This is a genomic window from Aquabacterium humicola (assembly GCF_030167915.1).
Taxonomy (GTDB): Bacteria; Pseudomonadota; Gammaproteobacteria; order Burkholderiales; family Burkholderiaceae_C; genus Pseudaquabacterium; species Pseudaquabacterium humicola.
The window spans coordinates 167,008-191,328 of sequence record NZ_JARGNB010000001.1; the positions used below are offsets into that span (position 1 = coordinate 167,008).

General features: G+C 71.3%; 19 protein-coding genes. 9 read left to right on the forward strand and 10 right to left on the reverse strand.

The window, feature by feature from the left end; all coding sequences use genetic code 11:
- The first annotated feature begins 6 nt into the window (after positions 1 to 6).
- The 4 genes from P1K89_RS00745 to P1K89_RS00760 all read left to right on the forward strand — a co-directional run bounded on the left by P1K89_RS00745 (position 7) and on the right by P1K89_RS00760 (position 6,181).
- Complete coding sequence (locus P1K89_RS00745; protein WP_284614436.1) at positions 7 to 768, forward strand: oxygen-binding di-iron domain-containing protein; 762 nt, start codon at positions 7 to 9, stop codon at positions 766 to 768.
- 220 nt (positions 769 to 988) lie between these two features.
- Entirely contained in the window at positions 989 to 3,217 is a 2,229-nt protein-coding gene (locus P1K89_RS00750; RefSeq protein WP_284614437.1) for a TonB-dependent receptor, read from the forward strand.
- A 2-nt stretch (positions 3,218 to 3,219) separates the two neighbouring features.
- Positions 3,220 to 4,371 (forward strand): serine hydrolase domain-containing protein, encoded by a 1,152-nt coding sequence (locus P1K89_RS00755; RefSeq protein WP_284614438.1) that lies wholly within the window; start codon positions 3,220 to 3,222, stop codon positions 4,369 to 4,371.
- A 13-nt stretch (positions 4,372 to 4,384) separates the two neighbouring features.
- Positions 4,385 to 6,181, forward strand: coding sequence for an acyl-CoA dehydrogenase (locus P1K89_RS00760; RefSeq protein WP_284614439.1), 1,797 nt, complete (start codon positions 4,385 to 4,387; stop codon positions 6,179 to 6,181).
- 21 nt (positions 6,182 to 6,202) lie between these two features.
- Here the strand turns inward: P1K89_RS00760 and P1K89_RS00765 are convergent, their stop codons facing one another.
- Positions 6,203 to 7,189 carry an LLM class flavin-dependent oxidoreductase gene (locus P1K89_RS00765; protein ID WP_284614440.1) on the reverse strand — a complete coding sequence of 329 codons (987 nt, stop codon included), beginning with the start codon at positions 7,187 to 7,189 and terminating at the stop codon, positions 6,203 to 6,205.
- Positions 7,190 to 7,373: 184 nt separating this feature from the next.
- On the opposite strand from P1K89_RS00765, the gene P1K89_RS00770 reads away from it, so the two are divergent.
- Positions 7,374 to 7,622, forward strand: coding sequence for a hypothetical protein (locus P1K89_RS00770; RefSeq protein ID WP_284614441.1), 249 nt, complete (start codon positions 7,374 to 7,376; stop codon positions 7,620 to 7,622).
- Between the two features lie 50 nt (positions 7,623 to 7,672).
- A complete protein-coding gene (locus tag P1K89_RS00775) occupies positions 7,673 to 8,986 on the forward strand; it encodes a hypothetical protein (RefSeq protein ID WP_284614442.1) in 1,314 nt (437 codons plus the stop codon).
- A gap of 27 nt (positions 8,987 to 9,013) precedes the next feature.
- Here the strand turns inward: P1K89_RS00775 and P1K89_RS00780 are convergent, their stop codons facing one another.
- Positions 9,014 to 9,616, reverse strand: coding sequence for a TetR/AcrR family transcriptional regulator (locus P1K89_RS00780; protein WP_284614443.1), 603 nt, complete (start codon positions 9,614 to 9,616; stop codon positions 9,014 to 9,016).
- Entirely contained in the window at positions 9,613 to 10,437 is an 825-nt protein-coding gene (locus P1K89_RS00785) for a substrate-binding periplasmic protein (protein ID WP_284614444.1), read from the reverse strand. Before P1K89_RS00785 ends, P1K89_RS00780 begins: the two co-directional genes overlap by 4 nt.
- Positions 10,438 to 10,560: 123 nt before the next feature.
- Here P1K89_RS00785 and P1K89_RS00790 point away from each other — a divergent pair, with 123 nt between their 5' ends.
- Positions 10,561 to 11,379 (forward strand): metal-dependent hydrolase, encoded by an 819-nt coding sequence (locus P1K89_RS00790; protein ID WP_284614445.1) that lies wholly within the window; start codon positions 10,561 to 10,563, stop codon positions 11,377 to 11,379.
- A gap of 7 nt (positions 11,380 to 11,386) precedes the next feature.
- On the opposite strand, the gene P1K89_RS00795 is transcribed toward P1K89_RS00790, so the two are convergent.
- From P1K89_RS00795 to thrH, 5 genes are all read right to left on the reverse strand, one after another.
- Positions 11,387 to 12,166 carry a GNAT family N-acetyltransferase gene (locus tag P1K89_RS00795; RefSeq protein ID WP_284614446.1) on the reverse strand — a complete coding sequence of 260 codons (780 nt, stop codon included), beginning with the start codon at positions 12,164 to 12,166 and terminating at the stop codon, positions 11,387 to 11,389.
- Entirely contained in the window at positions 12,163 to 12,798 is a 636-nt protein-coding gene (locus P1K89_RS00800) for a hypothetical protein (RefSeq protein ID WP_284614447.1), read from the reverse strand. Before P1K89_RS00800 ends, P1K89_RS00795 begins: the two co-directional genes overlap by 4 nt.
- Before the next feature lie 154 nt (positions 12,799 to 12,952).
- Positions 12,953 to 14,746, reverse strand: coding sequence for an ATP-binding protein (locus P1K89_RS00805; RefSeq protein WP_284614448.1), 1,794 nt, complete (start codon positions 14,744 to 14,746; stop codon positions 12,953 to 12,955).
- A gap of 31 nt (positions 14,747 to 14,777) precedes the next feature.
- Positions 14,778 to 16,787, reverse strand: a complete 2,010-nt coding sequence (locus P1K89_RS00810) for a peptidase U32 family protein (RefSeq protein ID WP_284614449.1) — start codon at positions 16,785 to 16,787, stop codon at positions 14,778 to 14,780.
- An 89-nt stretch (positions 16,788 to 16,876) separates the two neighbouring features.
- Positions 16,877 to 17,503, reverse strand: coding sequence for a bifunctional phosphoserine phosphatase/homoserine phosphotransferase ThrH (gene thrH / locus P1K89_RS00815; RefSeq protein WP_284614450.1), 627 nt, complete (start codon positions 17,501 to 17,503; stop codon positions 16,877 to 16,879).
- A 230-nt stretch (positions 17,504 to 17,733) separates the two neighbouring features.
- On the opposite strand from thrH, the gene P1K89_RS00820 reads away from it, so the two are divergent.
- Positions 17,734 to 18,480, forward strand: a complete 747-nt coding sequence (locus tag P1K89_RS00820) for a substrate-binding periplasmic protein (protein ID WP_284614452.1) — start codon at positions 17,734 to 17,736, stop codon at positions 18,478 to 18,480.
- Positions 18,480 to 20,837 carry an ATP-binding protein gene (locus P1K89_RS00825; protein WP_284614453.1) on the forward strand — a complete coding sequence of 786 codons (2,358 nt, stop codon included), beginning with the start codon at positions 18,480 to 18,482 and terminating at the stop codon, positions 20,835 to 20,837. The genes P1K89_RS00820 and P1K89_RS00825 overlap by 1 nt, the downstream gene beginning before the upstream one ends.
- A gap of 4 nt (positions 20,838 to 20,841) precedes the next feature.
- Here P1K89_RS00825 and P1K89_RS00830 read toward each other — a convergent pair whose 3' ends face one another.
- A complete protein-coding gene (locus tag P1K89_RS00830; protein ID WP_284614454.1) occupies positions 20,842 to 23,073 on the reverse strand; it encodes a molybdopterin-dependent oxidoreductase in 2,232 nt (743 codons plus the stop codon).
- A gap of 148 nt (positions 23,074 to 23,221) precedes the next feature.
- Positions 23,222 to 24,319 carry a S1C family serine protease gene (locus P1K89_RS00835; protein WP_284616284.1) on the reverse strand — a complete coding sequence of 366 codons (1,098 nt, stop codon included), beginning with the start codon at positions 24,317 to 24,319 and terminating at the stop codon, positions 23,222 to 23,224.
- Positions 24,320 to 24,321: the final 2 nt, after the last annotated feature.

Consider the following 24,321-nt stretch of genomic DNA (forward strand, 5'->3'; position numbering starts at 1 on the left):
ACTTCCATGCCCGTCGAACTGTTCCGCCGCAATGGCCATCTGTGCCTGATGTTCAGCGACCTCAGCGGTCCGGGCGAGGAGGCGGTGCAAGCCAACCAGTTCCTGATCGTCGACGACGACACCGGCGCCATCATCGATCCCGGCGGCAACCTCGCCTATCACGAGTTGTACCTGGGCATGACGCGCTACTTTCCGCCGAGCCGGCTGTCGGCCATCCTCGCGTCGCACGCCGATCCGGACATCATCGCGTCGCTCGATCGCTGGATGACCGCCACGCCGGCCAAGGTCTACATCAGCCGGCTGTGGGAGCGCTTCGCGCCGCACTTCTGCAAGCCGGGCAAGACCGAAGGCCGCATCGTCGGCCTGCCGGACGAGGGGGCCCGCCTTCAAGTGGGCCAAAGCCCGCTGTGGGCGTTGCCGGCGCACTTCCTGCACGCCGAAGGCAACTTCCACTTCTGGCACCCGGAAGCCGGCATCCTGTTCTCCGGCGACCTGGGCGTCTCGCTGGGCGTCGACCCGCGCACGGCGGTTCGTTCGCTGGCCGAACAGCTGCCGCACATGGTGCCGTTCCACCGCCGCTACATGGCCAGCGGCAAGATCCTCCGCCTGTGGGCCCGCATGGTGAAGCCGCTGCCGATCCGGATGATCGTGCCGCAGCACGGCGCACCGCTCGAGGGGCCGGCGGTGAACGAGTTCATCGAATGGGTGCAGGACCTGGAGTGCGGCATCGACCGCATGAGCCAGGCCGACTACGCCTTGCCGGTGTGACCGGGCGCTTGCGCCGCGCGCCGGCGGTGCCGCCGCGCTGATCGCACGCGCGCGGGAGCGCGCTGATCGCATGCGGGCGGGCGCGCGATGCTCCCCGGGCTTACCCGCGAGTTCCGATTCGCGACAACGCGCTTCCGATCCGCCATAGACGCGTGGTCCACGCGCGCCGACGATGCCGTCCAGACCCGAACGAGGGCGGGCGCAACTCGGAGACGACGCGATGAAGTGGACCCTGAATCCCGTGACCCAGGTGATCGTCGGCGGCTTGCTGGCCGGCGTGAGCATCGGCGCCCGCGCGCAGGCCGCGCCCGAGCCGGGCAGCACGCAGATCGAGCGCATCACGATCACCGCCGAGAAGCGCGTGACCGTGCTCGACACGACGCCCGCGGCCATCACCGCCTTGAGCGGGACGAAACTCGCCGAGCAGGGCGCGACGAGCTTCGCCGACATGCTGAGCCTCAGCCCGAACACCAGCTTCACGACGGGCCAGGGTGCGTCGCAGATCTTCGTGCGCGGCATCGGCAACGTCTTCATCCTCGCCGGCGGCGACCCCGGCGTGGCGCTGTATGCCGACGGCAGCTACGTGTCGGACCAGACCAGCTCGAACGTCAGCCTCTTCGACACCCAGCGCGTCGAGGTGCTGCGCGGTCCGCAGGGCGCGCTCTACGGCCGCAATGCGACCGGCGGCGCGATGAACCTGATCTCGGCGCGGCCGACGGCGGACTTCCAGGCCAGGGGCGGGCTGCTGTTCGGCAACCACGGCCGCAAGGAAGCCGAAGGCTTCGTCTCCGGACCCCTCGGGGCCGGCACGCTGGGGCGGCTGTCGTTCCAGGTCAAGGAGCTCGACGGCTATACCAGCAACCCGTTGGCCGGTCAGGCCTTCGGCCCGGTGCTGCCGGGCGGCCGCAGCACGGTGGGCCCCGACAAGCTGGACGACCAGGACTCGCGCGCGCTGCGCCTGCAGACCGCCACCGACTTCTCCGGCGGCACCAACCTGCGCATCATCGCCGGACACTATCGTCAGAAGGACGCGGGTCCCAGCATGCCGCTGCTGGCCGACCCGGTCACGATTCCGCAGCTGCTGTTCGGCGCACTGCCGAGCACCGATCCGCGGAGCGTCGAGAGCCAGGGAGCCAGCAATCGCATCGAGGTCAGCTCGTTGCAGACGATCCTCGAGCAGCCGATCGGCGCCCACACGCTGCGCGCCACGCTGAGCTGGCGCAAGAGCGAAGCGGACCGCTTCTGGGACTCCGACACCACCGAGGCGGCGGTGGCGACCAGCGGCTTCTCCACCCGCAGCACCGACCGCAGCATCGACGTGCACGTGGCGTCGGAGGACGGCCAGGCGCTGCAGTGGCTGGTCGGCGCGACGCACCTGCGATTCGACCAGCAGCAGGACATCGACATCCAGACGCAGATTCCGCTCGGCTTCCTGGTGCCCGGCGCGCCGTTCACCGTGCCGGTGCCCGGCGGCGTCAACTTCGCGCTCGGTGGCAAGGTCTACACCCGTTCCAGCGCCGTCTACGGCGACTTCCGCTACGCGCTGACACCGCAGCTCGCGCTGCTGGGCGGCATCCGCTACAACCGCGACAGCAAGCGTGCCGACGAGTACCTGAACATCGCCGCCTTCGGCCTGGCCGGCCGCGGAACGCCCAGCGACAGCTGGACCAGCACGCCGGCATCGATCGGCGCCGAGTACAAGTTCAGCGCCGACACGCTGGCCTATGCCCGCCTCGCCAGCGGCTTCAAGTCCGGCGCGGTGAACCTGGGCTCGGTGCAGGGCAACCTGGTGCGGCCGGAGAAATCGCTCGGCCTCGAGCTCGGCTTCAAGTCGAGCTTTTGGCAGCGCCGCGGCGCGTTCAGCGCGGCGCTCTTTTCGACCGACTACAAGGACATGCAGGTCTCGCAGGTCGGCACCGCGACGGTGATCCTGACCAACGCGTCGAAGGCGCGCATCCACGGGCTGGAGATGGAACTGGGCGTCAAGCCCGCGGCCGACTGGACGCTGGGTGTCGGCATCGGCCTGATGGACCCGACCTACACCGACTTCGTCAACACCGATCTGCGCAACATGCAGCCGCCGCGCAACGTGAAGGGCAACCAGCTGGCGTTCGTGTCGAAGTCGCAGGCCGCGCTGAGCGCCGAGTGGACGCCGACCATCGCCGGCCTGCGCGCCAGCCTGCGCGCCGACTATGTGTGGAAGAGCCGCGTCTTCTTCACCGAGTTCAACACCCCCGACGCGACCCAGGAGGCCTACGGCCTGCTCAACGTCGCGGCCTCCATCCGTCCCGCCAATGGCAAGTGGAAGGTGCACGCCTGGGTGCGCAACGCGACCGACAAGACCGCGATCACCAGCATGAGCATCGCCTCGCCGCTGCTCGGCGCCGCGCGGCAGGTCACCTACACGCCGCCGCGGCAGGTCGGTCTCGGTGCATCGCTGGAGTTCTGACCATGCCCACCCGCGAAATCACCGTGCAGGGCCTTTGCGCGACACGCTTCGAGCCGCTGAGGGAGCGCTTCGCCGCGCTGTTCGCCAACGACGAGGACCTCGGCGCCTCGATGGCGCTGACGATCGACGGCGAGATGGTGGTCGACCTGTGGGGCGGCCACGTCGACGAGGCGCGCACGATGCCCTGGCGCAGCGACACGCTGACGCATGTCTGGTCGACGACCAAGACCATGACCTCGCTCGCGGCCCTGCTGCTGGTCGAACGCGGCGAGCTGGACGTGGACGCACCGGTGGCACGTTATTGGCCGACGTTCGCCGCCAACGGCAAGGGCGAGGTGCTGGTGCGCCACCTGCTGGGGCACACCTCGGGGGTGCCCGGCTGGGCCGAACCGGTGACCGCCGACGTGCTGTGCGACTGGGAGCGCAGCACCACGCTGCTGGCCGCGCAGGCGCCCTGGTGGGCGCCCGGCAGCGCCTCCGGCTACCACGCGCTGAACTACGGCCACCTGGTCGGCGAGGTCGTGCGGCGCATCACCGGCAGCAAGCCCGGCCGCTTCTTCGCCGAGCAGATCGCCCGCCCGCTGCAGGCCGACTTCCACATCGGCCTCGCCCCGGCGGAGGCCTCGCGCGTGGCCCGCGTCGTGCCGCCGCCGCCGCTGCCGATCGACCTGGCGACGCTCGACCCGGCGAGCCCGATGTTCCGCACGATGAGCAACCCGCTGCCCGATGCCACGGTCAGCTGGACGCCGCAATGGCAGCAGGCCGACATCGGCGCCGCGAACGGCCATGGCAACGCGCGCTCGGTGGCGCGCCTGCAGTCGCTGATCGCCAACGGCGGCGAAGTCGACGGCGTGCGCCTGCTGTCGCCGAAGACGATCGAGCGCATCTTCGAGCCGCAGGCCGACGGCGTCGACCTGGTGCTCGGGCTGCCGCTGAAGATGGGCCTCGGCTGGGGCCTGCCGATGCCGGCGTTGCCGTTCATCCCCGACGGCCGCGTCTGCTTCTGGGGCGGCTGGGGCGGCTCGATCGTCATCGCCGACGCCGACCGCCGCCTGTGCTTCGCCTACATGATGAACCGCATGGCGCCGGGCATCATCGGCGGGCCCAACGCCGCGGCGCTGTGCGACACGCTGTACCGCTGCGTCGGGCGATGAGCAGGGGGCCACGATGAGCGCCGGGGCGCATCTCGACGACCACCGGCGCGAGCTCGAGTTCCAGCTGTTCGCGGTGCTCGACGCGACGCGGCTGCTCGCGCTGCCGCGTTTCGCCGAGCACAACGCCGACACCTTGCGCGCCGCGCTACAGGCCGCCGAGACCGTCGCCGGCGACCGTTTCGCGCCGTGCCATCGCGAGCTCGACGAGCATGAGCCGATCCTCGACGGCTCCACCGTCGTGCTGCCGGAGGCGGCGGCGCGCGGCCTGCGCGCCTTCGCCGAGGCCGGCTTCGTCGCCGCCACCCACGATGCCGATCGCGGCGGCATGCAGCTGCCGCTGTGCGTCGCGATGGGCTGCTGGGGCCTTTTCAAGGCCGCGAACATCGCGCTGGAGGCGTATGCCACGCTGAGCGCCGGCGTCGCCGACGTGATCAGGGCCCAGGGCACGGCCGCGCAGATCGATCGCTACCTGCCGCCGCTGCTCGACGGGCGCTGGTCCGGCACGATGGTGCTGACCGAGCCGCAGGCCGGCTCGTCGCTGGGTGACCTGACCAGCAGCGCGACGCCGCGGCCCGACGGCCGCTATGCCCTCCGCGGCCGCAAGCTCTTCATCACCGCCGGCGACCACGCGCTCAGCGAGAACATCGTGCACCTGGTGCTCGCGCGCATCGACGGCGCGCCGCCGGGCGTGCGCGGGCTGTCGCTGTTCATCGTGCCCAAGCGCCGGCTGCGGCCCGACGGCAGCGCCGGCGCCGACAACGACGTCGCGCTGGCCGGATTGATCCACAAGCTCGGATTCCGCGGCACGACCTCGGCGATGCTGAACTTCGGCGAGCGCGGCGACTGCATCGGCGAACTGCTGGGCCGCGAGCACGAGGGCCTCGCGGCGATGTTCCAGATGATGAACGCGGCGCGCATTGGCGTCGGCCTCGGCTCGGCGATGGTGGCGCTGGCGGGCTACCGCGCTTCGCTGGCCTATGCGCGCGAGCGCCGCCAGGGCCGGCTGGGCCGCGATGCGCGGCAGGCGCCGGTGGCCATCGTCGAACATGCCGACGTGCGCCGCCTGCTCCTGACGCAGAAGGCGCTGGCCGAAGGTGCGCTGGCGCTGGCGCTGCATGCAGCCTGGCTGGAGGACTGGTCGCGCGAGGCGCCGGACCCGATGCTGAGGACGCGCGCCGCCCAGGTGCTGGACCTGCTGACACCGGTGGTCAAGGCCTGGTGCTCGCACCACGGCACGGCGGCCAACGACCTCGCGATCCAGGTGCTCGGCGGCTACGGTTATACGCGCGACTTCCCGGTCGAGCAGCACTGGCGCGACAACCGGCTCAATGCGCTGCACGAAGGCACCAACGGCATCCAGGCGCTCGACCTGCTGGGCCGCAAGCTCTTCGCCGACGATGGCATCGCCTATGGCTGGCTGGCGCAGGAGGTGAACGAGACGGTCGCTGCGGCCGGCACCGAGCTCGAGGCGCAGGCGCGCACCGTCGCCGAGGCCTGGGATGCGCTCGGCGACACGGTGCGCGCCCTGCGCCAGCTGATGGACCACGATCCGCGCCGCACGCTCGCGCTGGCGTGGGACTTCCTGCAGGTCTTCGGCCACGGCGTCGTCGGCTGGTTGTGGCTGAAGCAGGGCCTCGCGGCACATCGGGCGCTGGAGGGTCTCGACGGCCCGGCCGCCTTGCCGTACCACGGCAAGCTGGCCGCGATGGACCACTTCCTGCGCACCGAGCTGCAGCCGGTGCAGAGCCGCCATGCGCTGCTGCGCTGCACCGAGGCCAGCGTGCTCGATGCCGAACCGGACTGGTTGTGAGCGGTGCCTGGGATGGCCGCGTCAGAAACGCGATAGCAGTTCGTAAGAACGCAAGCGCGCCGCGTGTTCGTGCACCGCGCAGGCGACGATCAGCTCGTCGGCGCGCGTGCGTTCGATCAGCGCGTCGAGCTGGCGTTTCGCGCTGTCCGGCGAGCCGACCGCGCTGGCCGCGAGCATGCGTTCGACGCCGGCCTGCTCGCGCGGCGTCCACATCGCCGCCATCTGCGCCGGCTCGATCGGCCGCGGCAGTGGCCCGCGCTGGCCGCGCTGCATGCCGAGGAAACGCTGCTGCAGCGACGTGAACAGCCGCGCGGCCTCGTCGTCGCTGTCGGCGACGATCACGTTGGCGCCGACCATCGCATGCGGCTTCGGCCAGTCGGCCGACGGGCGGTAGGTCGACCGGTAGAGGTCGAGGGCCTGCATCAGCAGGTCCGGCGCGAAGTGCGACGCGAACGCGAAGGGCAGGCCCATGTAGGCGGCGAGCTGCGCGCTGTACAGGCTGGAGCCCAGCAGCCAGATCGGCACCCGGGTGCCGACGCCGGGAATCGCGCGCACCGCCTGCCCCGGCTTCGCATCGCCGAGGTAGTCCTGCAGCTCCATCACGTCCTGCGGGAAACCGTCCTCGGCCTCGCCGGCGAGGTGGCGGCGCAGGGCGCGGGCGGTGGCCTGGTCGGTGCCCGGCGCGCGGCCCAGGCCGAGGTCGATGCGGCCCGGGTACAAGGTGGCCAGCGTGCCGAAGGCCTCGGCGACCATCAGCGGCGCATGGTTCGGCAGCATCACGCCGCCGGAGCCGACGCGGATCGTCTTCGTGCCGCCGGCCACGTGCCCCACCAGCACCGCGGTCGCCGAACAGGCGATGCCGTCCATGTTGTGGTGCTCGGCGAGCCAGAAGCGCTTGTAGCCCCAGGCTTCGGCATGCTGCGCGAGATCGAGCGTGCGGCGCAGCGCGTCGGCCGCGTCGCCGCCGTCGACGATGGGGGCCAGGTCGAGGATGGACAGGGGAATCATCGGCGGCATGGTGCCGGGGATCGGGTGGCCTTGCCGGGGTGGGGGTAACGGCAGGCGCGGACGGGACCGGCCTAGTACCGAAGGCGGATGGCGGCCCTGGACGGGCGGCCGGGCTGATGCTTAAGCTGCGCGGCACTGCACGGGAGGATTCACCATGCTACGAGCATCGACAGCGGCTGCCGTCGTGGCACTGCTCGGCGCTTGCGCCGCCTCCATCTCGTCGGGTGTCAGCACAGTGGACACGCTGGAGCTCGAGGTGTCCCGATCGGACGAGGCCTGCCAACGCGACTTGTTCAATCTGCCGAATGCGGTTCGCGAGGCAGACGCGCCGCTGGCTCGGCACCCCGCGTCGCAGACGCGCGTCAACGCCATCGAGAGCGAGCTCTCGCGTCTGCAGGGTGAACGGCGGCCACTGCAGTGGTGCCAGGTGTAGCGCCCATGGCACCGCCGGGTCCGACATTCTTCGCGTCTGCGTCCGTGCGCGTGGCGTCGCAGATCCTGTTCGCGGTCGGCGCGCTGGCGAGCCTGGGGTCGGCGATGTCGGTGCTGCTGCACCGAGAGGTGCCGGGGGGGTTGGTGCTGATGCTGGCCGGCGCGCTTCCGCTCGGGTTCCATGGCCTGCGGCGGCACGTCGGCGCGGCGAATGCGCTGCGTGACGCCGCCGCCGCCGACTTCGTTGCCCGATCTTCTGTCGACGGCGGCCGGCCGCTCGTGCTGTTTCTGCGGCCCTTCCTGACCGATGCCTTGATCACTGCCGATGATCCGCCCCTGCGGTCGGCATTGCTCGACGTGCTGCTTCCGGGGGTCGGCCGCTTGGGCGGCCTGGAGAGCCGACTGGTGCGGGCCGTCGAGCCGCGCGCGCAACTGGTCAGGCTGGACGGTGGCCACGCTCCGGTGCGGTCGCTCGCGCGTCGGCTGGCGCGCGGCCTGACCCACCGGATCGGCGCCATCTCCATTCTGCCGGGGCAGCCGTGGGTGCCGGTCTTCGAGCAGGTCGCCGAGCGCGCCGATGCCTTCGTCTTCGTTCCGCCCCTGCACCTCGACGAGGCGAATCCCACGACAACCGAGTTCACGCATCTGCTGAAGTCCGGGGCCATCCGCCGGGCAGCGATCCTCATGCCCTGGAGCTGGAAGGTTCGGGGCGGCGACAGGAAGCCGATCTCCGCTGCAGCGACATGGCACGCGCTGCGCCAGCACCTGGCATCCGCTGTAACCCTGCCTGCGCTGGTGAAGGGCGGTGGCTGGGTGATCCACTCTCCGGCCGGGTTCATTGTCGTGCGCGGGCTGTCCGGCATGACGTGGGATGCACCGCGCACGATCGATCGCGTGCTGTCGGGCCAGCTGCTGCTCGATCCGGCCTGGCGCGATGCGCTGCGCGTCGCGCTGCGCTTGAGCGCCGTGCTGCCGATTGTCCTGTTCGTTGGCTTGGGTGGTCTGGCCGCGGCGCTTCGAGAGGTCACGGAACCACCGGTCGCGTTGAAGTTGGCGGGGGGGCTGGCTGCGGCGACGGCGATGACCTTCTTCTTCTTCTACTGCGAACTATTCATGCTGGCCGTCTCTCGCGCCCGGCTGATGTTCGTGGTCTCGCTGCTCGCGTACGTCTTGGGCACCGGGGCCACGCTGTCGATCGCGGACTCGGCGCTGCGTGCCTATCAATTCGACGAGGCAAGTCAAGACATCGTGATGTTGGTGATGCTGGCGCTGTCGAGCGTGTGTGGTGGACTTCTCGTCTTCCTCTCGGCATGGCCGATCCTGCGCGGCCGCGCACCCCTGTACGGCGTCCTGGCGCGGCGTTGACCGACCGGGCTTGCCGGAGTCTGCCGATCACCCGTGGTGATCAACCACCGCCCGCACCAGCCGCGCCGCCGGGCCCGCCAGCGCCGGCAACTGCGCGACGCGTTCGTCCTCGACCGCCTCCAGCACCCACTCGTGGATGCCACCGACGATGGCCACCGCCTGCGCATGCGGCAGTGCGCCGCCGGTGGCGGCGACGATGAAGTCGGCGAAGTGCTGCGTCGTGCGACGGCGCGCGGCGAGACCGTCGGGGCCGAGCGCGATGATCTCGATGAACAGGGTGCGCAGCAGCGGCGGGTTCAGCGACAGCGTCTCGAAGTAGACGGTCATCACCTGCTCGACCTGCGCATGCCAGTCGCGCGCCGGATCGAGCGCGTTGCGCAGCACCTCCAGGGACTGGTGGCTTGCGGCCTCGTACAGCGCGATCAGGCAGGCGGCCTTGTCGGTGAAGTGTTCGTAGAAACTGCGCTTGGAGACACGGGCCTCGGCGGCGAGGTCAGCGATCGTCACCGCGGCGTAACCCTTGCCGGCGACGGCGTGGGCCATCGCGTCGAGCAGGCGGCGCCGGTGGTCGGTGAGCGGGGGAACGGCGAGGTCGGACATGCGCTCGATGATGCCAGCGCCGAAGCTCATCCGCCTTCGAGTCGGTGCAGGGTATTGAACTGCCGCATCGATTGTTCGTGCAGCCGCGCAGCGCGACCCGATTGCTGCAGCTCGGCGAAGGCACGCATCAATGCGGCGACGAGGCGCTCATCGCTGTCGGGGCCGGTGGCGGCCCACAGCGGCATCGACAGCTCGTCGATGCGCAGCACCGGCTCGAAGTCGGCGGGCCGCAGGCCCTGTTCGGCGGCGCGGTAGGTGAAGCTGATCGACGGGTGCGCGAAGTAGTCGATGCGGCCGGCGCGCGACTTCAGGAAGTTCAGGTTGTTGCGCGCGACGGTGTCGATCACCGAATTGTCCGGCGCCGTGCCCAACCCCTGGCGCAGCAGCCACTCGTGGAAATTGCTGCGCAGCTGCGCGCCGAAGCGCAGGCCGTGGCCGCGCAGCGCGTCGAACGAGGCCGGCAACGGCTCGGACGAGCGCAGCCGGTACAGCCACAGCTCGTAGGGCGCGATCGGAGCGATCCAGCGCAGCCGCTGCTCGCGCTCGGGCGTGCGCGCGATCGACAGCACCAGCGTGTCGGGCTGCGATGCGGCCATCATCAATGCGCGCTGCAGTGGCACGAACTGCAGCGCAGCCACCTCCAGCGGCAGCTGCGCGCCCGCCAGCGCCAGTGCGGCGACAGCCAGGTCGTGCGCTGTGCCGTGCGGCTGGCCCTGCGCATCGGCGTACTGCAGCGGCGGAAAGGCTTCGGCGACCAGGTGCACCTTCAGCGGCGCGGCGCGTGCAGACTGCGCCGCAGCCGCGCCGCCCAGCAGCGCGAGGGGTCCGGCCAGCAGCAGGCGTCGTTTCATGGGGCAGGCGTCTTCGCAGACATTGGATCACAGGGGGTGGCCCGCTTGACATGCCCCCGGTCGCAGGTTGATGATGAACCCTTGGTACTGAACGGTACCACTGTTGCCGCCGAGGACAAGCCGATGACCGACCTGGTGGTGCGCCGCCTGCTGATCGACCTGGAAGCCCCGCTGCCGCGCCACTGGAACGGCGGCGACGCCTTCCGCACCGCGTTCTTCAACGCGCTGTCGATGAGCTTCCCGAGCGGCGAGCAGTTCTTCATCGACTCGGTGCGTGCCGGCATCCAGGCCCTGCCGCCGGACCGCCGCACGGCGTTCGAGGCCGAGGCGCGCGGCTTCATCGGGCAGGAAGCGACGCACCGCCGCATCCACGCGCTGTTCAACAACCACCTCGCGCGCCAGGGTCTCGTGAACCACTGGGAGCCGCGCGCGCTGGCCCGCATGCGCGAGATGGCCAACGCCGAGGTGCGAACCCACCTGGCGGTCACCGCGGCCACCGAGCATTTCACCGCGATCCTCGCCGAGTACCTGCTGACGATCGACGCGCCGCTGGCCGGCGCCGAGGAGCGGCTGCAGACCCTGTGGCGCTGGCATGCCAGCGAGGAGTCGGAGCATCGCAGCACCGCGTTCGACCTCTACCGTGCGCTCGAGGGCAACGAGTACTGGCGCGTGCGCATCTTCCGCATCGTGACCTGGATCTTCATCACCGACGCGCTGCGCCAGACGATGCACAACCTGTGGCGCGACGGCACCTGGTGGAAGCCGTCGACCTGGGCCGGCGGCCTGCGGTTGCTGTTCGGGCGCGATGGCCTGGTGCGCCGCCTGCGCACGCCGTGGAAGGCCTACCTGCGCGAGGACTTCCACCCGTCGCAGCAGGACGACCGGCCGGCGCACGACTGGCTGCGGGCCAACGCGCACGCCTGGCGGCCGGTCGGCGGCTGAGCCCGGCTCAGGCGTCGTCCCGCCCGTCGTCCCGGGCGGCGTCTCGATGGCTGTCGCGGCCGAGCAGGCGTTCGCGCTGGCGCGCCGAGCGCGCAAAGTACGCGTCATCGAGCAGCAGGCCGGCGATCACCAGATCGCAGCGCTCGCCGCTGCCGGGCAGGCGCAGGTAGCCGCGCAGCAGGCCTTCGCGCTCGAAGCCGAACTTCTGCGCGATGCGCTGGGCCTCGACGTTCTGCGGGTAGAAGTGCGCGCTGAGCCGTTCGAGCTTCAGCGGGCCCGCGGCGAAGCCGATCGCCAGGTGCGCCGCCTCGGGCGCCAGCCAGCGGCTGGCCTGCGGCAGCACGCCGATCAGGAACTCGGCGCGGCGGTGGCTGAACGAGATGTCGACCAGGCTGACGAAGCCGGCGGGGCCGGCGGCGTCGTGGATCGTCCAGTGGATCGCGCGGCTGTCGGCGATCAGCGCGCGCTGCTCGCCGGCCAGCAGGGCGCGCAGCGCGTCGTCGCCGGCCGGCAGCGGTGCGGCCAGGCGGTTGAATCGCGCCATGAAGTCGCCGTCGGCCCAGCAGCGCCGCACGAACGCCGCGTCGTCAGGGCCGCGGCGCTCGAGGCGCGCGCGCGGGCCCGCGAGCGGCTGCCACCAGACCGGCGCATGCTGCCACGCCAGCCGGCGCAGCGCCTCGTCCTGCGGCTGCTCGCGCAGCGCGCCGCCCAGCACGGCGCGCGCTTCGTCGAGCCGGCCTCGGGCGCGCAGGGTGGCGAGCTCGGCCGCGACGCTGGCGCTGTTCACGCCAGGATCGTTGCCGAGTGCGTGAAGGCGTGGTCGAGCGCGAGCCCGACCAGCTCGACGCCGCTGCCGCTTGCATCGGCAAACGCCGCGGCATCGGCCGGTGCGGGGCCGGCGAAGGCCGTGGTGGTCACGTAGCCGAACGCGACGTCGTCGATGAATCCGATGTCACCGGGCGTCGTCACGCCGATGAAGACGATGATGTCTTCGCCGGGGCCCTCCGGCTGCTGCTGCGGCAGCGGGTAGCCGTCGACCCGCTGCCATTCGGCCGCGTCGTCGCCGGCTTCCCGCATCAGCCCGTTGAGGCCGTCGAGCGCGATCGTCGTGTCGCCGAACTGCAGCTGCTCGATGCTGGCCAGGTGGTGCGTGTGGCCACCCGTGCGATCGGTGATCACCACCTGCCAGGTGCCCGGATCGAAGTCGATCAGGTAGTCCGAGAGGTCCCCGTCGAAGACCGCGGTGTCCTGGCCCTTGCCGCCGTACAGCGTCTCGTTGCCGCTGCCGGCGTGCAGCACGTCGTCGCCGTCGAGGGCCGGATCCACCGGCGACGGCGTCACCGGTGGCGGGTCCGCGGGCGGCGTTGGGTCGCCGCCCTTGCTTCCATACAGACCGGGGGTGGTGGACGTGCTGCTCATCGGGGGTCCTCTCTGCGTTGTGGTGGACGGCATTGTGGGAACCCGGCCGCGCAGGCACGGTGATGGCCGTCACACGGGACGCGGCAAGTTGTGACCGGAGATGACGCCCGCGTCCTATCGGCGATAGGGTGCGGAAGTGGGCCGGACCCTGTCGTTAAACCCAGGCCTCGAGCAGCTCGCGCAGCTGCGCGTGCGTGTACGGCTTCGTCAGGTAGCCGTCCATGCCGGCGGCGAGCGCGCGGTGCGCATCCTCGGCCAGCGCGTTGGCCGTCAGGGCCAGCACGGGCAGCCGCTGCAGGCCGAGTCGGGCCTCGCGTTCGCGCAGGCGCCGCGTCGCGTCGTAGCCGTCGAGCACCGGCATCTGGCAGTCCATCAGCACGATGTCGACGCGTTCGGTCTCCAGCAGTTCCAGCGCCACGGCGCCGTTGTCGGCATGCACCACCGCCAGGCCCATCGCCTGCAGCATTTCCTGCGCGATCAGCCGGTTCACGGGGTTGTCCTCGGCCAGCAGCACCGTGCCCTGCAGCGGCATCTCGGGCGGCGCGCCGTCGAGCCCGCCGTGGACCGAATCGGCCATCGACAGCGCCGCGTGGTCGTCATCCGCCGCCGGCGGGGCTGCCGGCAGCGCCAGCGTGAAGCGGAACGCCGACCCTTCGCCCGGCATGCTGTGCACGCGGATGTGGCCGCCCATCTCCTGCACGATGCGCTGGCTGATCGACAGGCCGAGGCCGGTACCGCCATGGCGGCTGCGCGTGCCGTCGACCTGGTAGAAGGGATCGAACAGGCGGTCGATGCGGTCCGGCGCGATGCCGATGCCGCTGTCGCTGACCTCGAAGCCGATGCCGCGCGGGCGCACCAGCACCCGCAGCTCGACGCGGCCATGCTCGGTGAACTTGATCGCGTTGCCGATCAGGTTCGACAGCACCTGCTTCAGCCGCTGGCCGTCGGCGACCACCCGGTCGGGCACGCCATCGCCGAGCCGCAGCTCGAGCTGCAGCCCGCGCTTCTCGGCATTCGGCCGGAACAGCGCGACCACCGACACCAGCAGCGCATGCAGCGACATCGGCGCGGGCTTCAGCGTGAACTTGCCGGCGTCCATCTTCGACTGGTCGAGCAGGTCGTTGAGCAGCGCCATCAGCGTCGCGCCCGACGACGACGCGATGCGCGCCAGCCGCCGCTGGCGCGGGTTCAGGCTCGAGCGGTGCAGCAGCTCCAGCGCGCCGAGCACGCCGTTCATCGGCGTGCGGATCTCGTGGCTCATCGTCGCCAGGAACTCGGTCTTCGCGCGGCTGGCCGACTCGGCCGCGTCCTTTGCGCGTTGGAGGCGCGCATTGCTGATGTCGACCTCGAGGCGATGGCGGATCGAGCGCAGCGCGACGTCGCGGTAGTTGCGCGCGGCCCGGTACAGCGCGGCGCCGTAGATCGCCGCCAGCAGCGCCAGCGGGATCGAGCGCACCGACTCGACGCCGAGGCTGACGACGATCAGCGCGCCGATCTGCGGCAGCACCAGCAGCGAGAACGCGCGCCCGGCCAGCGACATGAACAGCGCCGCCAGCGATACCGAGCCGGCGACGATCATCACCATCAGCGTCGCCGGCGCGCCGTGCAGCCAGGGGTAGACGGCGATCACCGCGAGCGACCACAGCAGCCCGGAAGCGAGCGCGTTGAGCTCGAGCTCGGCGGTCGCGCGCGCCACCCGTTCCGGGGTCAGCGCGGCTTCGTCGCCGGTGTTGTCCCGATAACGGCGGGTCAGCGAGAAGCGCCACAGCCCGATCAGCGGCCCGAAGCCGGCGAGCACCGCGACCCAGGTCTGGCTGACGTCGATCGCCAGGTACAGCAGGTACAGCGCGGCGGCGAACTGGCCCGGCACGCTGTGCGCCGCGCCCTGCAGCGACAGCCGCAGCAGCTCGCGCTGGGCCTGGGCGGCGGGCGAGGGCGGGTCGGTCATCGCGCGTTCGCCGCCGGTGCGTCGGCCGGGACTAGCCTTGCGTGACGCGGCCGCCCGCGGGCCGGGTGCGGTAGACCTTTACCGGCACGGCGGCGGCCTGCTGCAGCACGTTGCGCTTGATGCGGCCGACGACGTGCATCTCGCAGGGCTTGCAGTCGAAGCGCAGGGTCAGCGTCTCGTCGCCGTGGCGGATCGTCATCGGCTCGGCGCGCACCGTGCCCTGCACGCCGGTCACGCCCTTGGCCTGCTTCGGGCACAGGCTCAGCGAGTAGCGCACGCAGTGCTTGGTGATCATCAGGCTGACGTCGCCGAGCGCCTCGTGGCTCTCGTAGGCGGCCTCGATCACCTTGACGCCGTGGCGGGCGTAGAAGTCGCGCGCCTTGTGGTTGTAGACGTTCGCCAGGTAGCTCAGCGTGTCGTCGGGGAAGGGCACCGGCGGCTCGACCGCGCGCGCCGGCTGCAGCCGTTCGCGCGCCGCCTCGCGCGCCGCTTCGAGCGCGGCCACCGCGTCGCGGCGCAGCGCGTTGACGGCCGAGGCCGGCAGGAACCAGGGCCGGGCGAGCGCCAGCTCGACGTCGCGCGGCGAGAAGAGGGTGTTGCCCAGCTTGCCCAGGTGCTCGCGCAGCTGCGCCTGGGCCCGTTCGGGTTGCTGGGCCGCCTGGAAGGCGTGCTCAAGCGTCGCCTGGCCGACGTGGCCGTCTTCGTCGGTCAGCGTCAGCAGCAGGCCGTCGTCCGTCTCGTCCAGGCGCAGGTCGACGGCGATGCGGCGCTCGGACGACTTGCGGTCCATCTGCCGGTCCCAGGCGGCATCGCGGTTGCGGTACAGCGCCCGGCCGCGCTTCAGGTCCTTCAGCTCCGAGGTGCTTTCGTTCGGGAAGACGCGCCACTGGCCGCGCGCTTCGTCGAGCGGCCGCGCGACGTTGACCTGCACGCCACACAGTTCCTGCTGCAGGTCCCACCAGGTCAGGCCGTCGCCGTTGTTCGGCGCATCGGCGCCCTCGGCCAGCTGCAGGTCGATGTGGTCGGCGCCGACCTTGATCACCTCGCCCAGCGGCAGCCCGGCATGCTTGGGCGTGTCGAAGGCGCCGATGTCTTCCTTGCGGCCGGTGACGAAGTAGTCGGTCGCCTGGCGGTTGAAGTTGCGCTCGGGGTCGGGCGTGAAGAGGAAGGTGGTGCGGCCGGACGACGCGCGTGTGAACGAGGCGCCGCCTGCGGCGGCGGGCGCGCCATCGCCTTCCATCAGTGCATCGAACAGCTGCCGGTAGTGCGCGGTGACGTTCTTGACGTAGCCGAGGTCCTTGTAGCGGCCCTCGATCTTGAAGCTGCGGATGCCGGCGTCGACCAGGGCGCGCAGGTTCGCGCTCTGGTTGTTGTCCTTCAGGCTCAGCACGTGCTTGTCGTGCGCGACGATGCGGCCGGCGGTGTCGGTCACCGTGTACGGCAGCCGGCATTCCTGCGAGCAGTTGCCGCGGTTCGCGCTGCGGCCGGTGTGCGCGTGGCTGATGAAGCACTGGCCGGAGTAGGCCACGCACAGCGCGCCGTGGATGAAGAACTCCAGCGTCGCCTGCTGCACCTGGGCGCGGATGGCCTCGATCTGCGGGATCGTCAGCTCGCGCGCCAGCACCATCTGCGCGAAGCCCACGTCCTGCAGGAAACGCGCCTTCTCGGGCGTGCGGATGTCGGTCTGCGTGCTGGCGTGCAGCTGGATCGGCGGCAGGTCGAGCTCGAGCAGGCCCATGTCCTGCACGATCAGCGCGTCGGCGCCGGCCTCGTGCAGCTGCCAGGCCAGGCGGCGCGCGGGCTCCAGTTCGTCGTCGCGCAGGATGGTGTTCAGCGTGACGAAGATCTTCGCGTGGTAGCGGTGCGCATGGCGCGCCAGCCGCTCGATGTCGGCGAGCGTATTGCCGGCATTGACGCGGGCACCGAAGTCGGGGCCGCCGATGTAGACGGCATCCGCGCCGTGGTCGATCGCCGCGATGCCGATGTCGGCATCGCGCGCGGGGGAGAGCAGTTCGAGAGCTTGGCGCGGGGCAGGAGGCATGCAGCCCTCCGTGGGTAACCCGCGATTCTAGGCGGGCAGCCCCTGAGCGGCGGCGGCACGGGTATTCGGCGCGCCGGCCGCCGCGAGGCTCAGGCCTTCGGCGCTGCCAGCAGGCGCGCCGAGGCCGCGTCGAACGAGGCCTTCAGCTCGGCATAGCTGCGGTTCACCGGGAACTGCGGGAACTGCGCGACGATGGTCTCGGGCGGGTGGATGAAGAAGCCGGCATCGGCGGCGCCCAGCATGCCGGTGTCGTTGTACGAATCGCCGGCCGCCATCACCTGGAAGTTCAGCCCCTTCAGGGCCTCGACGGCGCGGCGCTTCTGGTCGGGCTGGCGAAGTTGATAGTCGCGCACGAAGCCCGCGTCGTCGACCACCAGCTTGTGGCAGAAGAGCGTCGGCCGCCCGAGCTGGCGGATCAGCGGGTCGGCGAACTCGTAGAAGGTGTCCGACAGGATGATCACCTGGAAGCGGCTGCGCAGCTCGTCGAGGAAGTCCTTCGCGCCGTCCATCGGCGCCATGCCGCCGATCACGCCCTGGATGTCGGCCAGCTTCAGGCCGTGCTGCTCGAGCAGGCCGATGCGGTAACGCATCAGCTTGTCGTAGTCGGGCTCCTCGCGCGTCGTGCGGCGGAACTCGGCGATGCCGGTGCGTTCGGCGAACGCGATCCAGATCTCGGGAATCAGCACGCCTTCGAGGTCGAGGCAGATCACTTGCATGGCAGGAAAACTCCGGGGGAAGACGACAGCGTGACGGGCAGCGCGGGGGGCCTCGGGCGGGCTTCGGGGTGGGTGCGGACCGGCCCCCGCGAAGGCCGCGAATCGTACCGCAGCGACTGCGGCGCACCCCGGGCAAGTCCGCGTGGCGCCGTGCTGGACAGCGCGGGGCCGGCGCGGTTCAATGCGCGCTACCGGGAGAGCGAACGACTCAGCCTGCACGGGAGCGTGCGATGGTCAGCAAGTGGGGCCGGTGGGCGGCGTGGGCGCTGGTGGTGGCGTTGCTGTCGCCGCCGGTCGCCGCGCAGGAACGGGTGGCGGTCGATTCGCAGAACGCGCCGTTCATGTACGCCGACGGCGAGCGCGCGGCGGGGCTCTATCCGGCGCTGCTGCAGGCCGGCTTCGACCGCATCGGCGTGCCGGTGCGCATCGAGGCGCTGCCGTGGTCGCGTGCGCTGGCGGCGCTGGAGCAGGCGGAAATCGGCGTCGGCGGCATCTACAAGAACAGCGAACGCGTGCAGAAATACGACTACAGCGCCCCGATCTTCGTCGAGAAGCTGGTGCTCTACGTGCGCCGCGACAAGCCGCGGGCGTTCGCGGGCGTGCCCGACCTCGCGGGGCTGCGCATCGGCGTGATCCGCGGCTGGAGCTACGGCGACGCCTTCGACGCCGCGCGCCGCGGCGGCCACCTGCAGGCCGAGGAAGTGGCCAGCGACGCGCAGAACTTCAGCAAGCTGGAGCAGAAGCGGCTCGATGCGATCGTCGCGGTCGAACAGGCCGGCACGGCGCAGCTGGCCAGCGGGCAGTACCCGTCGGTGATCGCGCTGCCGACGCCGCTGGCCGTCAATCCGACGCACCTGGCGTTCAACAAGTCCGCCAACAAGCGTGCGCTGCTCCAGCGCTTCGACCGCGCGCTCGACGCGATGCGCCGTTCGGGCGAGCATGACCGGCTGGTCGAACGAGCGCTGCTCAGACACTGATGCTCGGGCGCTGGCTGCCGCTGCAACAAGGCCTGCTGCACGGCAACGGGCTCGCGCGCCGGGTGCTGGTCTACGTGGTGCTGTTCAGCTCGGCGATCACCGCGCTGATCACGGCGGCCGAGCTCTACGCCGGTTATCGGCGCGACCTGCGGGCGATCGACAGCGCGTTCGAATTTGTCGGCGCGAACTACCTGCCCTCGCTGACCAACAGCGTCTGGAACGTCGACGACATCCAGGTGCAGAGCCAGCTCGACGCGCTGGCCAGCCTGCCCGACGTGGAGTACATCGCGATCCTCGAGGACGGCCAGACGCGCTGGTTTGCCGGCCGGGCGGTGTCGCTGCGCACGCGGGAGATGATGGTGCCGCTGGTGCGCGGCAGCGGCCCCGGCGGCCAGACCATCGGCCAGCTGCGCATCGTCGCCAGTGTCGACCGCGTGCTCGGCCGCGTCTGGGCGCGGCTGGCCGAGGTGCTGCTGGCCAACGCGGTGAAGACGATGCTGGTGGCCGGCTTCCTGCTGGTGTGCTTCCAGGTGCTGATCACCCAGCACCTCGCGAAGGTGGCCCGCTTCGTGCGCGGCATCGACCTGCAGGACCCGGCGGCGCTGCTGCGCCGGCTGGAGCTCGACCGCCGCGAGCGCGGCCGCTGGCGGCCCGACATCCTGGACACCGTCGTCGAGGCCACCAACGGCCTGCTGCGTTCGCTGCACGAGGCGCGCCAGCGGCTGGTGCTGTCGCAGGCGGAACTGGCCGAGAGCGAGGCGCGGCTGCGGCTGGGCCTGGAGGCGGCCGGCGCCGGGCTGTGGGACTGGGACATCGTGCACGCGCGGCTGTACCTGGGGCCGGACTGCCTGCGCATCCTCGGCCGCGAGACCTCGGCCGAGGCCGCCGGCCCGCGCCAGCACGACTACGCCTACTGGGAGGCGCAGATCCATCCCGACGACCTTGCCCAGGCCCGTTCGGCGATCAGGCGGCACTTCGAGGATTCGCGGCCGGAGGCGCGCTTCACCGTCGAGATGCGCATGCGCAACGACCTGGGCGACTGGCGCTGGATGTCGTGGCGCGGCCGGCTCGTCGAGCGCGATGCGCGCGGCGCGCCCCGGCGCGCGGTCGGCACCATGGCCGACATCCACCAGCGCAAGCAGGCCGAATCCGCGGTGCTGGAAGTCAACCGCCAGCTGGAGGCGCGCGTGCGCGAGCGCACGCAGGCGCTGGAGCAGGCGCGCGACGAGGCCGAGCGCGCCAGCCAGGCGAAGAGCGAGTTCCTGTCGCGCATGAGCCATGAGCTGCGCACGCCGATGAACGCGATCCTCGGCTTCGCGCAGCTGATGAACCTGTCGAACGCCGACCCGACGCTGCAGCGCTGGTCGGCCGAGATCGAGCATGCCGGCGAGCACCTGCTGAAGCTGATCGACGAGTTGCTGGACCTGTCGCGCATCGAGGTCGGCAAGCTGCAGGTGCACCTCGACCCGGTGCTCCTCGCGCCGCTGCTGCACGACGCGGTGGGCATCGTGCAGGCGGCGCTGCCGCGGCAGAAGGTGCAGTTCGACGTGCGGCCGGAAGCGTCGCTGCCGGCGGTGTCGGCCGATCCGCTGCGGCTGAAGCAGATCCTCGTCAACCTGCTGTCGAACGCGGTGAAGTACACGCCGGGCGGCGGGCGCATCGTGATCGGCGCGCAGCCGCTGGCCGACGGCCGTGTGCGCGTCTCGGTCACCGACCAGGGCCTGGGCATCCCGAAGGACCGCCTCGACCGGCTGTTCCAGCCCTTCGAACGCCTGGGCCGCGAGGACACCGCGATCGAAGGCACCGGCGTCGGCCTGTCGCTGAGCAAGCGGCTGGCCGAGCTGATGGGCTGCGAAATGGGCGTCGACTCGGTCGAAGGCCGGGGCTCGACCTTCTGGATCGACCTGCTGCCGGCCGCGCCGCCGGTGGCCGCGCCGGCGGCCGTCAGCAGCGATGCGGCGCCGCTGGAGCCGCAGCGCGGCCTGCGTGTGCTCTACGTCGAGGACAACCCGACCAACCGCACGTTGATGGAAGCCTTCTTCCAGACCCAGCCGGCCTGGCGGCTGCTGCTGGCCGAGGACGGCGAGCGGGGCCTGGCCGCCGCGCGCGCCGAATCGCCCGACGCGATCCTGCTCGACCTGCACCTGCCGGGCATCGATGGCTACGAGGTGCTGCGCGCGCTGCGCGAATCGCCGCAGACCGTGGACATCCCGGTGATCGCGCTGACGGCCGATGCCAAGGCCGACGAGCGCGAGCGCGGCCTGCTGGCCGGCTTCGCGCAGTACATCACCAAGCCGGTGAAGTTCGGCGAGCTGGCCGCCGCGCTCGATCGCCTGGCCGCTGAAATGGCGCGTTAGGCGTTCAGGTTGCCGCGGCGACCTCCACGGCCACGCCCGACAGCACCGCATTGCCCGACAACGGGTCGTAGAGCGACTCGTCGAGCACCGCGTTGAGGTTGGCGCCCGGCCGTTCGGCGGCGACGGCGAGCTGCGACCCGTCGAGGTGATGGCCCCAGCCGTGCGGCAGGCTGACCACGCCGCGCATCATCGCGTCGCTGATCGCCACCGGCGCGCTGATCGCGCGGCCGGCCCGCTTCACTTCGGCCAGCGCGCCGTCGGAAAGCCCTAGGCGCTGCGCGTCGTCCGGATGCATCAGCAGCGTGCAGCGCAGCGGGCCCTTGGCCAAGGTCGGCAGGTTGTGCATCCAGCTGTTGTTCGAGCGCAGCTCGCGGCGGCCGATGATGCTCATCGGCGCGGCGCCGCTGCGGTCGAGCTCGGCATCGAGATCGGCGACGGCGCGCGGCAGGTCGGCCAGCAGCGGTGCGGGCGCGAGCTCGATCTTGCCGTTGGGCGTGCGCAGCATCTCGGGCAGACGCGGCTGCAGCTCGCCGAGGTCGATGCCGCCCGGTGCGTCGGCGACCTTCGCGAGGTTCAGGCCGTCGGGCTTCAGGCCGAAGCGATCGCCGTAGGGCCCGGCGCGCAGCGCGAGGTCGACGAGGCGCTCGGGTCCCTGCCAGCGGCTCACCGCGGCCATCACGGCGGGGGTCTGCTCGCCGGCGAGCTTGCGCACGTCGTCGGCGGTGAGCTCGTCGTCCAGCGCCTGCAGGTCGGCGTTGGCGCCAAGCCCCTTCAGGATCGCCGTCAGCCGCAGCAGGTTCTGCCATTCGGCCGGCTGGCCCTCGTCGCGCGCAAACACCGGGGCGCTGTAGCGCGCATGGTTGCGCCAGCTCATCTGCGGGAAGGCGACGTCGTAGTGGCCGTCCTGCAGTGGCGAGACGCCCGGCAGCACCACGTCGGCGTGGCGCGATGTCTCGTTGAGGTAGATGTCGACGCTGACCATGAAGTCGAGCGCGTCGAGCGCCTTCGACAGCCGCGGCCCGTTCGGCGCCGACAGCACGGGGTTGCTGGCGATCGTGATCAGCGCGCGCACCTGGCCCGCGCCGCCGGTCTCGATCTCCTCGGCCAGCTTGACCATCGGCAGCTCGCCGAAGACCTCCGGCGCGCCGGAGACGCGGCTGGCGTGGCGGCCGGTGATGATGCCGCGGCCCTTGCCCGGCGGGCCCATCGTATTGGGACCGAAGGCCGCGGCCTTCGAGAACATCGCGCCGCCCGGCTCGTCGAGGTGGCCGGTGACGGTGTTCAGCGCATCGATCAGCCATTGCGACAAGGTGCCGAAGGCCTGCGTGCAGGTGCCGATGCGGCCGTAGACGACACCGCGCTCAGCGTCGGCCAGCTCGCGCGCCAGCGTGCGGATGGTGTCGGCCGGGATGCCGCAGCGCGCGGCCGCGCGTTCGGGCGTGAAGGGGGCGACCGCCTGCTGCAGCGCGTCGAGCCCGGCCACCAGCGGTTCCAGCCGGCCCAGGCGCACGCGGCCCTCGGCGAACAGGGTGTTCAGCATCGCGGCGAGCAGGTGAACGTCGGTGCCGGGACGGATGAAGTGGTGCTCGTCGGCGGCGTCGGCGGTCTCGGTGCGGCGGGGGTCGATCACCACCAGCTTGCCGCCGCGCGCGCGCAGCGCCTTGGCCTTGCCGCGGAAGTCGGGCACGGTCCACAGGCTGCCGTTGCTGGCGATCGGGTTCGCGCCGAGCACCAGCATGTAGTCGGTGCGCACGATGTCGGGCACGGCGATCGAGAACAGCGTGCCGAACATCAGGCCGGCCTGCAGGTGCTTGGGCATCTGGTCCAGCGTGCTGGCCGAGTACAGGTTCTTCGTGCCGGCGGCGCGGGCCAGCCGCGCGAAGTACAGCAGCAGCCCGGCCTTGTGCGCCGCCGGGTTGCCCACCGTCAGCGCCAGCGCGTCGCGGCCGTGCGCCGCGAGGATCGGCGGCAGCCGGCGCTCGATCTCGGCGAAGGCCTCGTCCCAGCTCACCGGCACATGGCGGCCGTCGCGCTTGACCAGCGGCTGGCGCAGGCGGTCGGGGTCCTCGTGCAGGTCCTTCAGCGCCACCGCCTTCGGGCAGATGAAGCCGTGGCTGAAGACGTCGCTCTCCAGGCCGCGGATGGCCACGACCTTGCGGCCTTCGGTGCGCACCTCGAGGCCGCAGCAGGCCTCGCACAAGGGGCAGATGCGGTAGTGGGTCTGGGGGCTGGTCATCGGTTGCTCCTGCGTCAGGTCGACCTTATCGCCGGGCAAGCCGGGCTTGTCCGTCACGCAGGCGACGGTAGCGCCGTTCGCGGGCGCGGGCGATGACCTGGCAGGTAAAGGCGGAATTGGCCGCGAGCGGGACTGCCCGGGCGGCGTTTCAGTCGCCCGACAGCACCGCCGCCTGCTTGCGCGTGCGGCCGTTGCGCCAGACGCTCAAGGTCACCGTGTCGCCGGGCTGGTGCTTCTCCAGCAGCGTCAGCATGTCGTCGAGGCTGCGCACCGGCTCGTCGTTGATCGCGGTGATCACGTCGCCGCCGATGATGCTGCCGTCGGCCGCACGCGCGAAGGGCTGCAGGCCGGCCTTCTCGGCCGGGCCGCGGGGCGTCACCTGCAGCAGCGCGACGCCTTCGGGCAGGCGCAGCGCGCGGTGCACCTGCTCGGGCGCGGCGGAGACGCCGAGCGCCGGCCGGCTGATGCGGCCATCGCGGATCAGCCGCGGCACGATGCGGTTCACTTCATCGACGGGGATCGCGAAACCGATGCCGGCGCTGGCGCCCGACGGGCTGTAGATCGCGGTGTTCACGCCGATCAGCCGTCCCGCCGAGTCGAGCAGCGGACCGCCCGAGTTGCCCGGGTTGATCGCCGCATCGGTCTGGATCACGCCGCGGATCGTGCGCTGGTTCACCGAGTCGATCTCGCGGTTCAGCGCGCTGACGATGCCGGTGGTGAGCGTCTGGTCCAGGCCGAAGGGGTTGCCGATCGCGTAGACGCGCTGGCCCACCTGCAGGTCGCGGCTGGTGCCCACCGGGATCGGCTGCAGCTTCTCGCGCGGCAGCGTGATCTTCAGCACCGCGAGGTCGCGGTCGGGGAAGGCGCCGACCAGCGTCGCGCGGTGGGTCGACTGGTCGGCCAGCGTCACCCGCGCGGCATCGGCGCCCTGGATGACGTGGAAGTTGGTGACGACATGGCCCTGGGTGTCCCAGACGAAGCCGGTGCCGGTGCCGCGCGGCACCTGCTGCACGCTGCGCGAGAAGAAGTCGCGCGAGACCTCGAGCGTCGTGATGTGCACGACCGACGGTGACAGGCGCTTGAAGAGATCGATGTTCGCCAGTTCGTCGGCACCCAGCGGCCCGCGCGGCGTCACCGCGCGTGAGGGCGGATCGCTGCGCGCGCCGGGCGCCTCGCGCTGGGCCTGGCCGTCGCACGCCAGCGCGAGCAGCGCGGCGGCCCCGATCAACAACGCCGGAAGACGCATGC